Source organism: Thermoleptolyngbya sp. C42_A2020_037 (genome assembly GCF_015272455.1).
Taxonomy (GTDB): domain Bacteria; phylum Cyanobacteriota; class Cyanobacteriia; order Elainellales; family Elainellaceae; genus Thermoleptolyngbya.
This window is the reverse complement of sequence record NZ_JACYLP010000005.1, coordinates 45005-59659: the sequence shown is the minus strand read 5'-3', so window position 1 is coordinate 59659 and position 14655 is coordinate 45005. Positions and strand designations below refer to the sequence as shown.

Below are 14655 nucleotides of genomic sequence, written 5' to 3'. Positions count from 1 at the left end.
GTAAATCGCGCTAAATCGCGCAAGTTAGATCGCCGGCCCGCTGGCTGAAGCGGAGATTTTCGCTATAGTCGATGGGGCAATCGATGATGGCAGGCACGTCCTGTGCCAGCGCTTCTTTGAGCGTGGGGATAAAGTCGGTGGTTGCAGAAATTCGGTAGCCTTTCAGCCCCATACTTTCCGCCAGTTTCACAAAGTCGGGATTGGTGAACTTGATAAACGCCGACTCGCCGAAGTGGTTGTGCTGCTTCCATTCGATCAGTCCGTAGCCGCCATCGTTGAAGATAATGGTGACGAACGGCGTGCCGATGCGGAGTGCGGTTTCTAGCTCCTGATTGTTCATCATGAAGCCGCCGTCTCCCGTTACCGCGACCACTTTGCGGTTTGGAGCGACCAGCTTGGCGGCGATCGCCCCTGGAATGGCAATCCCCATTGCCGCGAAGCCGTTGGAGATAATGCAGGTATTGGGGCGATCGCAGTGATAGTGTCGCGCCATCCACATCTTGTGCGCCCCTACGTCCGAAATGACGATATCTTCGGGGCCCATCACCGTTCGCAAATCGTGGATCAGCTTTTGCGGCTTGACGGGAAAGCTATCGTCCTTGGCGTGTTCCTCATAGTCGGCCAGAATGTCTTTTCGCAGGTGAATGGCGTAGGGTTCGGGCTTGTCTTGGCGATCGCTCCGCCGCAGAATTTCTTCCAGCGAATCGGAGATATCGCCAATCACTTCTGCCAGCGGAATGTAGCTGCTGTCGATTTCCGCAGGGGTGGCGTTGATGTGAATAATTGGGATCTCACCCGTGGGGTTCCAGCGCTTGGGTGAATACTCGATCAGGTCATAGCCAATGGCAATCACCAAATCGGTATTGTCGAATCCGCAGCTAATGAAGTCGCGCTGCTGCAAGCCGACAGTCCACAGCGCCAGACGATCGGTGTAGGGAATCACGCCCTTGCCCATGAATGTGTTGGCGACGGGAATATTGAGCGATCGCGCAAAGTTCGTTACCGCATCGCTGGCATGGGAGCGAATCGCGCCATTGCCCACAAGAATGATGGGATTCTGGGCTTGCGAAATAGCAGCGGCGGCTCGTTCAATGCTGTTAAACGACGCATACACTTTTTCGATCGCCTCTTTTCGTAGCGGCGTTCCCTCCACCGTCATTGCCGCGATATTTTCCGGGAGATCAATGTGTACGGCACCGGGTTTTTCGCTTTGTGCAATCTTGAACGCCTTGCGAACAATTTCTGGAGTGATGCTCGGTCGCACGATTTGCGCGTTCCATTTCGTGACGGGTGAAAACATCGCGACCAGATCGAGGTACTGATGCGATTCAATATGCATCCGATCTGTACCCACCTGCCCGGTAATGGCCACCAGCGGCGCACGATCCAGATTCGCATCCGCCACGCCCGTCATCAGGTTCGTCGCGCCGGGCCCTAGCGTAGACAAACACACGCCCGCCTTGCCCGTCAGCCGCCCATACACATCCGCCATAAACGCCGCGCCCTGTTCATGTCGCGTGGTGATGAACTTGATGGACGAATGCTTCAGCGCTTCCAGGACATGCAGGTTTTCCTCGCCGGGTAGACCGAAGATATATTCCACACCTTCGTTTTCCAGACATTTCACAAGCAGTTCGGCGGTGTTGAGAGAGGTTGGGGTCATAGGGGTTTCCTGTAGGGATGAGGAGAGCAAAGAGGGTATAGGAGGGAAGAAAGAACGTGATCCGTCCTTACTTAATCCAGACGGTTTTGACATTGACGAATTCCAGAATGCCTTCGCGGCCCAGTTCGCGGCCATAGCCGGAGCGCTTGATGCCGCCGAAGGGGAGGCGCGGGTCAGATTTCACCATGCCGTTGAGGAAGACGCTGCCTGCTTCCAGTTCTGCAACGAGGCGATCGCCCTCTTCGGGAATTTCCGTCCAGGCACTCGCGCCCAGCCCAAAGGGGGTGCTGTTGGCCAGACGGATGGCGGCATCCAGGTCGGGCACGCGGAAGACCGTGGCAACAGGGCCGAAGATTTCTTCCTTGGCAATGGGGGCATCGGGCGGCACATCGACGATAATCGTCGGCGGGTAAAAATTGCCCTGACTCAGGTTAGCATCGGCTTTGGTGGGCACGTCGTCCGGGTCGCCGCCGATCAGCACCCTGCCGCCCGCCTCGATGCAGGCTTCGACCTGGTGGTGAACTTCATGCAAGATGGCGGGTGTGGCCAGTGGCCCGATTTGGGTTTCGGGCAGCAGCGGATCGCCCATTTTCAGTGCTTTGTATTTCTCAACTAAGGCTTGAATGAACGCATCGGCGATCGCCTCTTGCACGATAAAGCGCTTGGCCGCGATGCAGGACTGACCATTGTTAATCATGCGGGCCGTCACGGCCATCGACACGGCCGCATCCAAATTGGCGCTGGCCATGACGACGAACGGATCGCTGCCGCCCAACTCCAGCACAGTTTTCTTGAGATGCTTCCCAGCGGTGGCGGCGAGGCTGGCTCCGGCGGGTTCGCTGCCTGTCAGCGTGGCGGCCTTGATGCGATCGTCTGCGACGATTTGCGCCACCTTATCTGCGCCGATCAGCAGTGTTTGAAACGCACCTTTTGGAAATCCAGCCCGCTCGAGAATGTCCTGAATTGCCAGGGCCGACTGGGGCACATTGGAGGCGTGCTTGAGCAAGCCCACGTTGCCCGCCATCAGCGCCGGAGCCGCAAACCGAAACACCTGCCAGAAAGGAAAATTCCACGGCATCACTGCCAGCACAATCCCCAGCGGTTGGTAGATCACGTAGCTGCGGCTGGCATCGGTTTCGATAGGCACGGGTGCGAGGAATTTCTCGGCGTTTTCGGCGTAAAAGCGGCAGACCCAGGCAGATTTTTCCACTTCGGCAATCGACGGGCCGATGGGCTTGCCCATTTCGAGGGTCATTAATTTGCCAAATTCAGCTTTTTCTCGTTCTAGAATTTCGGCAGCGGCAGAGAGCCACTGGGCCCGCTGCGCCAGGGGTGTATGACGGTAGGACTCAAACGTATGCTGGGCAGCGTCGATGGCGCGGGCGATCGCCCCATCGCTCAGTGTTTCGAATGTTTGTAGCGTTTCGCCAGTCGCCGGGTTTACTGTAGCGATTCCCATGACTAAACCTCCTCTTTTTGCAAGGAGCGGACGCGCAAGCGCCTTAACCTTCTCAACTCTAACGTGCTGATTTTGCGAGGCCCGACGGAATTGTCTCAACTTGTTGCGATTTGGTGACAGGGCGATCGCCCCCGTCCAACCACTTTCTCAGCGCCGAAGCCTGCTCAAATCCCCGACTCAACCGGGCTGCTTCCTTTCTAGTCTTCCAAGAAAAATCGGCGGTAGGCGCAGAACGTTGGAAATGTTGACAAAGTGTGATGAATTTAACAATTTGAGCCTTGCGGATCTGCGCTTGCGGTTGCGGCTCTCAGCTAGGGCAGAAATCCATAGAAAAAATGCTTTTCTTGTCAACCTTGTAATAGACTAGAGTCTATAAGAATTTGAAATGATCTTGTCCTATCGACGTATCCCTTCATCTGCGCTCTTGACCGCGCTTTCTTTACGAGGAGGCTCTTGTGATTCACGCGACTCTGCATCAGCTCAAGGTCTTTGAAGCAACGGCCCGGCACGGCAGCTTTACACGGGCGGCGGAGGAGCTATTTTTGACCCAGCCCACCGTGTCCATGCAGGTAAAGCAACTAACGAAGGCGATCGGCTTGCCCCTGTTTGAACAAGTCGGCAAGCGATTGTTTTTGACCGATGCAGGACGGGAGCTATTTTCCACCTGCCAGGAGATTTTTGGCAAGCTCGAACAGTTGGAAATGAGCATTGCCGACCTGAAAGGTATGAAGCAGGGCCGGTTGCGGCTGGCGGTCATCACGACGGCAAAATACTTCCTGCCGCGCCTGCTCGGCCCCTTCTGCCAAAAGTATCCCGGCGTTGATATTTCCCTCACGGTCACCAACCACGAGCGCGTCATCGAGCGCCTGGGCAATAACCAGGATGACCTCTATGTAATGAGCCAGTTGCCCGAAAACCTGGACATCGTAGCCCATCCGTTTTTGGATAACCCGCTGGTAGTGATCGGCCCCAAAACCCATCCCCTGGCAAAAGAAAAAAATATTTCCCTCAAGCGCCTCGCCGAAGAAACCTTCATTATGCGGGAGCCAGGATCGGGCACCCGGCGAGCCTTTCAAAAATTGCTGGACGATCACGATCTGTCAGTGCGGGTGCGGCTAGAACTGGGCAGCAATGAGGCCATCAAGCAGGCGATCGCCGGAGGGTTGGGGCTGGCAGTTCTGTCCTCACACACTATTGCTCACGATGGCTCAATGGGCGAACTGATGGCCTTCGATGTCGAAGGCTTCCCGATTCCCCGCAAATGGTATGTTGTCCATCTGTCGGGCAAGCAGCTTTCGGTCGTCGCCTCCACCTTCCTCGACTACCTGCAAGTCGCCGCTGCCCAAATGGAAGAAACAGGCGTTATTCCCACGCTGGTTTAGGCTTCCTGCACCTGCCCAACTTCCAAGCATCAGCCTTCTAAGCAGCGGGTCAACCTGCAAACTTGCCCGGCCCCAAACCCAATCCAGGGTCTAAATCCAAAATCTAAAATCTAAAATCCCCACCCCAAAATCCCACGCAACGCCCACCCCGGATTAAAATCAAGCTTGCTCTTCATCTCCCCTGGTGCGTATGGCGGACATTTTGGATGGCAAGGCGCTGGCTCAAAAACTTCAGACAGACCTAGCGCAGCAAATCGCAAAGATTAAGGCGGCAGGAGGGCGATCGCCCGGTCTGGCCGTCCTCATGGTGGGCGACAACCCCGCCAGTGCTGCCTACGTCCGCAACAAAGAACGCGCCTGCGAGAAACTGGGCATGGTGTCCCTGGGCAAGCATTTTCCCGCCGATACAACTCAAGCAGAACTGTCGCGGGTCATCGACGAACTCAACCATGATGATCGCGTAGACGGCATCTTGGTGCAGCTTCCCCTGCCCGAACACCTGGATTCCGTCGCCCTGCTCAACCAGATTCACCCCGACAAAGATGCTGACGGGCTGCACCCCATGAACCTGGGTCGCCTGGTGCGTGGCGAAGTGGGGCTACAAAGCTGCACCCCCGCAGGCGTGATGAAGCTGCTGGAGGAATATCACATCGACCCCAGGGGCAAACACGCCGTCGTCATCGGGCGCAGCATCCTGGTTGGCAAGCCCCTCGGCCTCATGCTGCTAGCCCAAGATGCCACCGTCACGATGGCCCATTCCCGCACACCCGACCTGGCTGCTGTTGCCCGCTCTGCCGATATCCTGGTCGCCGCTGCGGGCCGCCCCAACTTGATCACTGCCGATATGGTCAAACCTGGGGCCGCTGTGATTGACGTGGGCATCAACCGCATCACCGACGACGGCGGCAGTCGTTTGGTCGGCGACGTAGACTTTGCATCGGTCAAAGACGTGGCCTTCTGGATCACGCCCGTCCCCGGCGGCGTTGGGCCGATGACCGTAACGATGCTGATGGCAAATACGGTGTGGAGTTATTTAAGGAGAGTGGCGGGGTGACGGATGGAAAAAACGAAAAACGGAACTTCTTCGCTCTTCGCTCTTCGTTCTTCGTTCTTCTCTCTTCCCTTACTCCAACACTCCATCACCCCTATCCCCTGACCCCTGACCCCTAATCCTTGGCCCCTAATCTGTACATTCCGACCCTCATCCGGGGTACATTGGATTGCGTCTAGATTAATGTGCTAGATCCGTTCAGTTGGCCGAAGATTGGCCAACTTATCACCCTAACTAAGGGCAGAACTCCAGGAAATTGGCATGGTGGCGACTCAAGTTTTTGATTTATCGGGTTATTTGGCAGAGCGACAGGCAATCGTAGAAGCGGCGCTGGATCAATCCCTTCCGGTGGTCTATCCCGAAACGATCTACGAGTCGATGCGCTATTCCCTGATGGCGGGGGGCAAGCGGCTACGGCCGATTTTGTGCCTGGCGACTTGCGAGATGTTGGGTGGCACGGTGGAAATGGCGCTGCCGACAGCCTGTGCGCTGGAAATGATTCATACCATGTCGCTGATCCACGATGATCTGCCTGCGATGGACAATGACGACTATCGCCGGGGCAAACTCACGAATCATAAGGTTTACGGCGAAGATATTGCGATTCTGGCGGGTGACGGGCTGTTGACCTATGCGTTTGAGTATATTGCCGCAAGAACGATGGGCGTGCCGAGCGATCGCACGCTTCAGGTGATTGTTCACCTCAGTCGGGCGGTCGGCGCAGAAGGGCTAGTCGGCGGACAGGTCGTGGATTTGGAGTCGGAAGGGAAGCCGGACGTGACCCTGGAAACGCTGACCTGGATTCATCGCCACAAGACCGGGGCGCTGCTAGAAGCATCGGTCGTCTGCGGGGCGATCCTGGCAGGCGCTTCGGCAGAAGATCAGCAGCGGCTATCTAGATATTCGCAAGATATTGGGCTGGCGTTTCAGATCGTGGATGACGTGCTGGATTTGACTGCTACGCCGGAGGAATTGGGGAAATCTGTCGGCAAAGACGTACAGGCTCAAAAGGCAACTTATCCCAGTTTTTGGGGCATTGAAGAATCGAAGCGGCAGGCGGCGCAACTGATCGCCAGCGCCAAGGCAGAACTGTCTCCCTATGGCACTCGTGCCCAGCCGCTTTTGGCGATCGCCGACTACATCACTGCCCGAACGCACTAGGGGGAGCAACCTCATGCAGGATTTTGGTCAGGTCTTTCAAAACGTCGTGCTGTGGGTTGCAGTGGCGGCCTGCCTCATTGCTCAAGTGCTGAAGCTCATTGTGGAACTAGCCCGTAACGGCAAGGTCAGCTTTCGCACGGTGGTCAACACGGGCGGAATGCCCAGCGCCCATTCTGCATTCGTCACGGCACTCGCCTGTGGCGTGGGGCAATCGTCTGGCTGGGAGAGTCCTGAGTTTGCGGTGGCGGTGGTGTTTGCCATCATCGTCATGTACGACGCGGCAGGCGTGCGGCAGGCGGCCGGCAAGCAGGCCCGCGTGCTGAACAAAATCGTGGGCGAATTTTTTGAAGATGCCGAATTTCACGAAGAGCGGCTCAAGGAACTGCTAGGACACACGCCCGTTCAGGTGATTGCGGGCTGTGCGCTGGGCGTTGTGGTCTCCTGGCTGGCGGCGAAGGCCTACTGAGTCCTGTCGATGTCTTGATTTTGGATTTGCAATTTTGGATTTGCGATTTTGGATTACCCGTCAAGCCTTGGCAGGGTTTCCAGCGATTGCATTTATAACGCCACCGAAGAGAACAGATCTTGCAAGGCAAACTGCCTGTCTATCGGCTGTCCGCCGACCGGGCGGAGTCCTGTAATTTGGCGACCATCGACGATCAGGGTGACAAAGCCGCGATCGCTCAAGTCTCGTAACAATCCAGCGGCGATCGCCCAATCGTTGGTGCTGGCCACCAGCAGATGCGGGCGCTGGTCGTAGGTGACAACCGTGACGCGGCGACCCGTGACCTGCTGCACCTGATCCAGCAAATCCGGGCGATTGTAGTGGTTCACCAGCACGGCGTAGCTAATAGGGCCCGGCTGCGGCGTGGGGTTGGGCGCGGTGGCGACGGTAGTAAAGGCACGATAGCCAAACGCTCGATTCAGGTAATCCGCCCAGTCGCGGGCCAGAGCAGGCGTAGCAAAGCCGCCAATGCGGGTGACGTTTAGCCCCAAATAATCACAAACCGTCAGGCTGGCGTTGCGCGGCACCACAGACCGCAACTGCTCCAGCGTGTTGGGGGTTTGATTTAGCACCATCACCAGCGTTTCGCTAGATTGGGGTGGCAGGCAGGCGGGCAGTCCTTGGGCGATTCGCGAAGCAATCCCTGCGGGAGTCGCCCCCGACGGCACTGGACGAGCCTGCGCCCAGGCCCCCGCACTGGCATTGCCCAGAATTGCTAAACTGCATAGCGCCACCGCTCCCCAGCCCCAATCCCGCATAACCCGCTCAATCCTTATGCTGCAACGCTAATCTACTACAGCAGCATAGCCCGCTCCAACCGGATTTTTTGAAACTAAGTCGTCTTCATTTCTGTACAGATAAGTCTTTATCTCCCGTTTGCCCATGCTTCCCCTCACGCTCATCATCGGCAACAAAAACTACTCCTCTTGGTCTTTGCGCCCGTGGCTGGCGATGCACCAAATAGCTGTGCCTTTTACCGAAATTCGGCTACCGCTAGATACGCCAGAGTTTCACGCTCAGATCGAGCACTACTCCCCATCGAGACGGGTTCCTGCGCTGCGGCAGGGTGATTGGGTCATTTGGGAATCGCTGGCGATTTGTGAGTATGTTGCAGAACTGTTTCCCGATCGCCCTTGGTATCCCGCCGATCCTCAGGTCAGGGCGATCGCCCGTGCGGTGAGCCACGAAATGCACGCTGGATTTGCCAAACTGCGGACTCATATGCCGATGGACGTGCGATCGCGCTATCCAGGCAAAGGCCGCGCTCCGGGCGTGCAGGCTGATATCGACCGCATCACATCCCTGTGGCGCGAGTGCCGCAGCACCTATGGCAGCGAGGGTGAGTTTCTGTTTGGTGGCTTTGGCATTGCCGATGCAATGTATGCCCCGGTGGTACAGCATTTTCTTGCGGGGTGAGGCACACGCTGCCCTCACGAGGCAAGGGCTTATTGACCATCCATGTGCCTCACTAGCTTCAAAAATGCTGTATCGCGCTTTGTCACCTATGGAGTGGCGCTTGATCCGGTATGCCAGGCCTATGCCGATGCCGTGTGGGCGCTGCCGAGTATGCAGGCATGGATTACAGACGCTCAACAAGAAACAGAAGTCCTGACTCACCCATAAGCAGTACGCGACAGAGATGACTCCTTCGCTAGGATGAGGCAGTGTAGAACTTCAGACAGGGCGTTTCATCCTCAGGGCGGACTAAAATCATAAGCAAATCTGATACTCTTCAGGGATTCTTCGATTGACGACTTATAATTTTGGCTGTTACTGTAAAGAAAAAGTTAAAGAAAACATAGACTCCTTCATACTTATGGTTGCCCAACGGGTCACCCAATCTGGGCGCTTGACCTCCATCCAAGGACTCTTCGCAATGCGATCGCTCTCCGGCCTTACCCTCTTCTGCGACTTCGACGGCCCCATCATCGACGTTTCCGACCGCTACTACGAAACGTATCTCCTGGGTCTGTCAGATGTGCAAACCCTCTATCAAACTCGCGGTGTCTCGGTGCCCGTACATCGCCTCAGCAAGGCGCAATTTTGGGACATGAAGCAAAACCGCGTGCCCGACGTAGAAATTGCCCTGCGATCGGGGCTACGGGGTGACCAGATTGAAGTGTTCCTCAAGCGCGTGGTGGAAATTGTGAACCGTCCCGACCTGCTGCAAAAAGACACCCTCCAGCCGGGGGCGCGGTGGGCGCTGTCGCTGCTGCGGGCACAGGGGGCGCGACTGGTGCTGGTGACGCTGCGCTGCCGCGACCAAGCGACGCAAGTTTTGGAAAGCCACGGACTGCTCGACCTGTTCAATGGCATTTGGGGAATGCAGGATGCGGGCGCGGCCTACGCAAACCAGGCAGAGCATAAGACGGGACTATTGGCAGAGGCGATCGCCACGATGGGCAGCGGCTCCACTGCTTGGATGGTGGGCGACACCGAAGCAGACGTGATCGCCGGACAGTCCGCAGGCATTGCCACGATCGCCCTCACCTGCGGCATTCGCAGCCAGTCCTACCTGAAAAAGTTTGAACCCACTCGCCTTCACAGCGACCTGCTTTCGGCAGTTCACTACCTGGTCTATCAGAGCGAAAACTGCTCGATGTCGGTCGCCTAGAGCATTCGACCAGTCCCTCACGGGCAGTGCTTCACGGGCAGGCTCTCACCGCAGGGAACTTCAGGCACAGCATTGGCGCAGAATTTCGCTAGGATCGACTTGGCTGCGTATCTTTACCTAACGAACCATGTCTCTCGACAATCTGCGCGATCTCTACCAGCAGGTCATCCTGGAGCGCTACAAAAAGCCCCGCTACAAAGGCAAGACCAGTCCCATTGATCGTTATCAAAAGGGGCATAACCCATCCTGCGGCGACACCATCGAGCTAACGCTACACCTAGAGGACGATCCGCAGGGCGGCTCCCGGATTGCAGACGTGAAATTTGAAGGGGAAGGCTGCGCGATTTCCATGGCCTCGGCCGATCTGATGGCCGAAGCGCTGCGCGGCAAGACCACAGACGAAGCCCTGGAGATGGTGCAAAAGTTTCAAGCCATGATGCGCGGTGAGGCCGAGTTTCCCACCGATCTCCGCAAGCTCAACGTGATGCAGGGCGTTGCCCAATTTCCCGTGCGGATCAAGTGCGCGAACCTTTCCTGGCATACGCTAAAAGCTGCACTGGAAGCTGCTCAGGGCGAACAGCCCGAATTTGTCAGCAACGAGGCCGAGGGCTAAGGGAACTGATGAAGGCACGGCTAATCTTCTAGGGGGCGATCGCCCATCCGCCTCACCCCTTTAACGCCTAAGATCCTCGGATTTGCTGTATTACAGGAGTCCTTGCTTGGAGCAGTGTTGTTTGTTGGGGAGTGCCAACGAATCCTATGAGCGGGCAGCAGAAGACCTTGAAGTGTTGACTAGGGTAACGGTTGCTCACAGGACGCAACAACGGCTTGTGCATCGTCAAACCTTTGAGTTGCCGCAAATGTGAGTCGCCGCAAATAGAAGGAACAGTTGACCAGACTCAAAGACGGGAGATTCTCAATTGGTGTCACCAGGTCGAGAATTTGGGCAAGCTGGGTGGTTCTGTGCAACACTTGGCTGCTGTAAATTAATCGAGGTTCCCCTCCGTCATTTCGGATGTTTGATAGCTATCCACTGGCTTCCAGCCCCAAGCAGGCACGTAGTAACTTGCAACGATCGCCAGCATGAGCCACCAGAGCGTGCTGACCTGGGGGCGATACCATACTGTGTCTACGAGTCCGTGGAAGAGCATTCCGACCACGGTGGCGATCGCCCCCACTAGCCAGAATCCATCCGGGTTTGCGGCGGCGCGGAGGCGCTGGAGTTGCGTCCAGGCTTGGTGAAACGTGACCAACAGGAGCCAGAGAAACACGGTTAACCCAACGACTCCCGTTTCCACCAAAATTTCCAGCAAGATGGAATAGGCGCTGAGGGCCGAAAAGCCCGCCCGCTGATAGCGGGGATAGACCTGGTTGAAGGCATCGTTGCCGGGGCCGATGCCCAAAATGGGGCGATCGCGGATCATGTCTTGCACCGCAGCCCACACGTTGAGCCGGAAATTGTTGCTGCTATCTTGCCGTCCCATGAACATGCTAAGGACGCGATCGCGCAGTGGGGCAACCGCCGCCACAGCCAGCACGACGAACGCTGCCGACACTCCCAACACCAACGGGATAGCCCAGCGTCGCCAAAATGGTGGCAGATGGCGGCTAAACCAGTGTGCCAGCAACAGCACCAGCGCAAAGCCTGCCATTACAAAGCCAATCCAGCCGCCCCGGCTAAAGGTCAACACCAGGCAGGCGGCATTCAGTCCCGTCATCAGCAGCGCCAGCGCCTTGGGGAGCCATCGCCGCCACGCAAACACCGCCGCCGCGCTCAGCATCACTGCTGGCAAAATGTAGGCCGCTAGCAGGTTGGGGTTGCCCAGGTAGCTGTAGACGCGGGTCGTTTTTGCCAGGGTGGACCCCGCATCCACCCAGGTGGCCAGGGCAGGAGCGCCAAAGAACCACTGTCGGATACCCTCGACGCTCACTGCCAGCGCCGTGAGCAAATACACTGCGATGACTCCAGCCCGAATGCGGGGCGATCGCAGCACTCGCGCCAGCAGCGCAAACAGCAGCATATATAGCGTCAGCTTGATCAGCCCTGAAATGGCCGCTGTCCGCACGGGCGAAAGCGCCGTCGCCGCCACCGACACCAGCCAATACAGCAGCACCAGCAGATGAATCGGCGTTAAACCCAGTCCTTCATCGTCTGACAGCGTGAGCAGCAGCCAGTAGCCGCCGCAGGCAATCAGCAGCACGCCAATCAGCGCCGTAGACACAAACGGAGCCAGCCCAAACACAATCGCCGCCAGCACTGCCCCGATTGGGTCTGCCCACTGCATGAGCCAGCTTCCTCTGCGCCAGCCCCGCAGCGCCCCGACCCAACTGTGTAGCAGGCTAGAGCGAATCCAAGTCGGCAGGGGCGTGGTCGTCAGCGTGAGTTGGTTCCAAACGTTCATGGGAAGTGGGGGCGGAGTTATTTAAGGAACGGACGATTCTGCAAACTCTACAGCATTTTTTGCAGGGTGAGATCGCGCTGTCCTGCAAAGACGAAAGTTTCGTAGCTTTCTGCGTAGCTTCATAGTTTCAAAAGCTTCTTCGAAAGCTTCAAAAATGCTGCATCAGGTCTATGGTGCCACCTGAGGAAAAATTTTGATCGCAAGAAATTTTTCTCGCTTGGGCAGACTAAAACGAGCGCACAAGCTGAATCCTGCACGCTCGACAAGTTGTAAGGTTCATTAAGATACTGAGCCGCTAGCCCATTTCAGACTGAGCCGCTAGTTCATTGCAGAACGAGACAAGCTGCAACGAGTCTGGTCAATGGTAGAGCCGACCCTGCCAAGGACGACCCTCAGGCTGGTGCAAAACACCGTCCTAGTGGTGCGTCAACGTTGTAAATTAAGGCTTGTAGTGAGCGCTTTAGCGCTAAAGCGCCGACTACGAACTGAGGGTCAACCCTAAAATCGGGCTTTGACAAAGCACTATTCGTCCAGATCTAGCACGTCGTCGTCATCATCATCCAGGTCGTAGCTGTTGTCTTCGCCCGCCATCAGCTCGTTAATTTCTTCTTCGTCATCTGAGAAGTCGAAGTCGCCGCTTTCGCGAGCCAGCAGTCGCCCCGTTCCTTCCAGCCAGTCCAAAATAGACGCATCGCGCTGGAGGGGAATCACTTCGGCCAGTTGGTTGCGGGGAATTTCACGCAGAGCAGGGTTACGCATTGTCTTTTCAAATCTCTATATACTCTTTAGTGTAATCCGTCACGGATGAGACGGATGGAACTTGGCTAAAACGATGAGTTTTGGATAGCTTAGGCGATCGCCCTCGTCCCTTTCCCCATCAGCCTTTCAGCATCAAAGCATTTACTTAGCAGGCGCACCCATGACCCTTGGCAAAGCGGAACTCTTGCAGGCGATCGCCGGCAAAAATCGGGGCCTGTTGGCATCCGAAGCAGACAACCTGGCGATCCTGGCGGCAGTGGCTCGACTAGAGGAATTTAACCCCACGCCGCGACCGCTCGAAGCCGCAGACAAGCTCGACGGCAACTGGCGCTTGCTTTACACTACCAGCACTGAACTGTTGGGCATTGGGCGCTTTCCCGTCCTGAGGCTGGGGCAAATTTATCAGTGCATCCGTGTCAAAACGCAGCAGGTGTTTAATATTGCCGAAGTGACTAGCCTGCCGCTGCTGGAGGGCTTGGTCAGCGTTGCGGCTCGGTTTGACCCCGTGAGCGATCGCCGCGTGGATGTAGGCTTTGAGCGGGGCATCTTTGGGCTGCAACGGCTGATCGGCTATCGCAACCCCAGCCAGTTCATTCAGGACATCCAAAGCGGCAAACGCTTCGCCGCCGCCGACTTTCGCATTGACCCTGGCAATCGCAAAGGCTGGTTAGACATTACCTACTTAGACGACGACCTGCGGATTGGGCGCGGCAACGAGGGCAGCGTGTTTGTGCTGACCCGAGTTTAGGGGATTTGCAGGTTGATGGGTCGCCAGGATTGAAGGGAGGCACTATGGGGCGATCGCCCGTCATGCGGATTTCTCAGGGACAGCTTAACCTGCTGGATCTGTGTCCACGCCAGTTTCAGCACGTTTATCTCGATCAGCTTGCTGCACCCCCCAGCCCCGACCAGCAGGAAAACCTCGACTGGGGCAGCCAGTTTCACCTGCTGATGCAGCAGCGAGAACTGGGGCTGCCCATTGCCGCGCTGACTCCGGCCGATCCGGCCTTGCAGCAGTGCGTGTGGGAATTTGTAGAAGCTGCGCCAGACGTGTTTGCGCCCAATCCCGACCAGCAGCGCCAGAGCGAACACCGCCGCAGCCTGCTGTTTCAGGGCTATCTGCTGACGGTGGTGTATGACCTGCTAGTGCAACAGCCGGGCAAAGCTGAAATCCTGGACTGGAAGACCTACGGCAAACCCAAGCAGCCGCAATGGCTGGCGCAACACTGGCAAACGCGGCTCTATCCCTTTGTGCTGGCGGAAACGAGCGACTATGGGCCAGAGCAAATCACGATGACCTACTGGTTTGTGCGGGCCACGCCACCGGGCGCATCGACCCCGCAGCCGCAGCGGTTAGCGTTTCCCTACAGCCGAGCGGCCCATGAGCAAACTCGTCAAGACCTGAGCGAACGACTGCAACGCCTGACCCACTGGCTAGAGCGCTACGACCAGGGCGAGCCATTCCCCCGCCAGCAGGATTTGCGAAACGACTGCGCCCTCTGTGGGCCGGGCATCCGCTGTTGGGGCGATTCCCAACCCACCGCCAGCCCGTTGCTGCCGCTGCCAGACCTAAGCGCGATCGCCGAAATCCCCCTAGATTTTTGAATAGACTTGCCACGCGGCGGATCGTTCGTCAAGGTTCAGATACAAAAGTTTGTA

15 protein-coding genes and 1 pseudogene are annotated in these 14655 nt (G+C 57.0%); 11 read left to right on the top strand and 5 right to left on the bottom strand.

Annotated features, from left to right (window positions below; genetic code table 11):
- Positions 1–10: 10 nt before the first annotated feature.
- Together IGS16_RS01175 and IGS16_RS01170 are read right to left on the bottom strand one after the other, a co-directional pair.
- Positions 11–1663: an acetolactate synthase large subunit gene (locus IGS16_RS01175; RefSeq protein WP_297082597.1), complete on the bottom strand. Its 1653-nt coding sequence runs from the start codon at positions 1661–1663 to the stop codon at positions 11–13.
- A 67-nt stretch (positions 1664–1730) separates the two neighbouring features.
- Positions 1731–3122, bottom strand: a complete 1392-nt coding sequence (locus tag IGS16_RS01170; protein ID WP_297082595.1) for an NAD-dependent succinate-semialdehyde dehydrogenase — start codon at positions 3120–3122, stop codon at positions 1731–1733.
- A gap of 455 nt (positions 3123–3577) precedes the next feature.
- On the opposite strand from IGS16_RS01170, the gene IGS16_RS01165 reads away from it, so the two are divergent.
- The 4 genes from IGS16_RS01165 (at position 3578) to IGS16_RS01150 (ending at position 7182) form a co-directional block, all read left to right on the top strand.
- Entirely contained in the window at positions 3578–4504 is a 927-nt protein-coding gene (locus tag IGS16_RS01165; RefSeq protein ID WP_297082593.1) for a LysR family transcriptional regulator, read from the top strand.
- 190 nt (positions 4505–4694) lie between these two features.
- Positions 4695–5558 carry a bifunctional methylenetetrahydrofolate dehydrogenase/methenyltetrahydrofolate cyclohydrolase FolD gene (gene folD, locus IGS16_RS01160; protein WP_297082591.1) on the top strand — a complete coding sequence of 288 codons (864 nt, stop codon included), beginning with the start codon at positions 4695–4697 and terminating at the stop codon, positions 5556–5558.
- A gap of 258 nt (positions 5559–5816) precedes the next feature.
- A complete protein-coding gene (gene crtE, locus IGS16_RS01155; RefSeq protein ID WP_297082589.1) occupies positions 5817–6716 on the top strand; it encodes a geranylgeranyl diphosphate synthase CrtE in 900 nt (299 codons plus the stop codon).
- 13 nt (positions 6717–6729) lie between these two features.
- On the top strand, positions 6730–7182 hold the full coding sequence (locus IGS16_RS01150) for a divergent PAP2 family protein (protein WP_172353389.1): 453 nt from the start codon (positions 6730–6732) through the stop codon (positions 7180–7182).
- A gap of 92 nt (positions 7183–7274) precedes the next feature.
- Here IGS16_RS01150 and IGS16_RS01145 read toward each other — a convergent pair whose 3' ends face one another.
- Complete coding sequence (locus IGS16_RS01145) at positions 7275–7979, bottom strand: hypothetical protein (RefSeq protein WP_297082587.1); 705 nt, start codon at positions 7977–7979, stop codon at positions 7275–7277.
- A gap of 124 nt (positions 7980–8103) precedes the next feature.
- On the opposite strand from IGS16_RS01145, the gene IGS16_RS01140 reads away from it, so the two are divergent.
- The 5 genes and pseudogenes from IGS16_RS01140 to IGS16_RS01120 all read left to right on the top strand — a co-directional run.
- The gene (locus IGS16_RS01140; RefSeq protein WP_297082585.1) at positions 8104–8637 is read left to right on the top strand and encodes a glutathione S-transferase family protein; all 534 of its coding nucleotides are present in this window, start codon (positions 8104–8106) and stop codon (positions 8635–8637) included.
- A gap of 42 nt (positions 8638–8679) precedes the next feature.
- Positions 8680–8844 carry a hypothetical protein gene (locus IGS16_RS01135; protein ID WP_297082583.1) on the top strand — a complete coding sequence of 55 codons (165 nt, stop codon included), beginning with the start codon at positions 8680–8682 and terminating at the stop codon, positions 8842–8844.
- 193 nt (positions 8845–9037) lie between these two features.
- Positions 9038–9835: an HAD family hydrolase gene (locus IGS16_RS01130; RefSeq protein ID WP_297082581.1), complete on the top strand. Its 798-nt coding sequence runs from the start codon at positions 9038–9040 to the stop codon at positions 9833–9835.
- 127 nt (positions 9836–9962) lie between these two features.
- Positions 9963–10448, top strand: a complete 486-nt coding sequence (gene sufU / locus IGS16_RS01125) for a Fe-S cluster assembly sulfur transfer protein SufU (RefSeq protein ID WP_297082579.1) — start codon at positions 9963–9965, stop codon at positions 10446–10448.
- Positions 10449–10545: 97 nt separating this feature from the next.
- A pseudogene (locus IGS16_RS01120) lies at positions 10546–10683 on the top strand (ISKra4 family transposase); the annotation flags it as partial.
- A gap of 138 nt (positions 10684–10821) precedes the next feature.
- Here the strand turns inward: IGS16_RS01120 and IGS16_RS01115 are convergent.
- Complete coding sequence (locus IGS16_RS01115) at positions 10822–12237, bottom strand: IctB family putative bicarbonate transporter (protein WP_297082577.1); 1416 nt, start codon at positions 12235–12237, stop codon at positions 10822–10824.
- Between the two features lie 522 nt (positions 12238–12759).
- Positions 12760–12996, bottom strand: coding sequence for a DUF3134 domain-containing protein (locus IGS16_RS01110; RefSeq protein ID WP_297082576.1), 237 nt, complete (start codon positions 12994–12996; stop codon positions 12760–12762).
- A 160-nt stretch (positions 12997–13156) separates the two neighbouring features.
- Between IGS16_RS01110 and IGS16_RS01105 the strand changes: the two genes are divergently transcribed.
- Together IGS16_RS01105 and IGS16_RS01100 are read left to right on the top strand one after the other, a co-directional pair.
- Positions 13157–13744, top strand: coding sequence for a PAP/fibrillin family protein (locus IGS16_RS01105; RefSeq protein ID WP_297082574.1), 588 nt, complete (start codon positions 13157–13159; stop codon positions 13742–13744).
- Between the two features lie 29 nt (positions 13745–13773).
- Positions 13774–14601 (top strand): PD-(D/E)XK nuclease family protein, encoded by an 828-nt coding sequence (locus IGS16_RS01100; RefSeq protein WP_297082573.1) that lies wholly within the window; start codon positions 13774–13776, stop codon positions 14599–14601.
- The last annotated feature ends 54 nt before the right edge of the window (positions 14602–14655 follow it).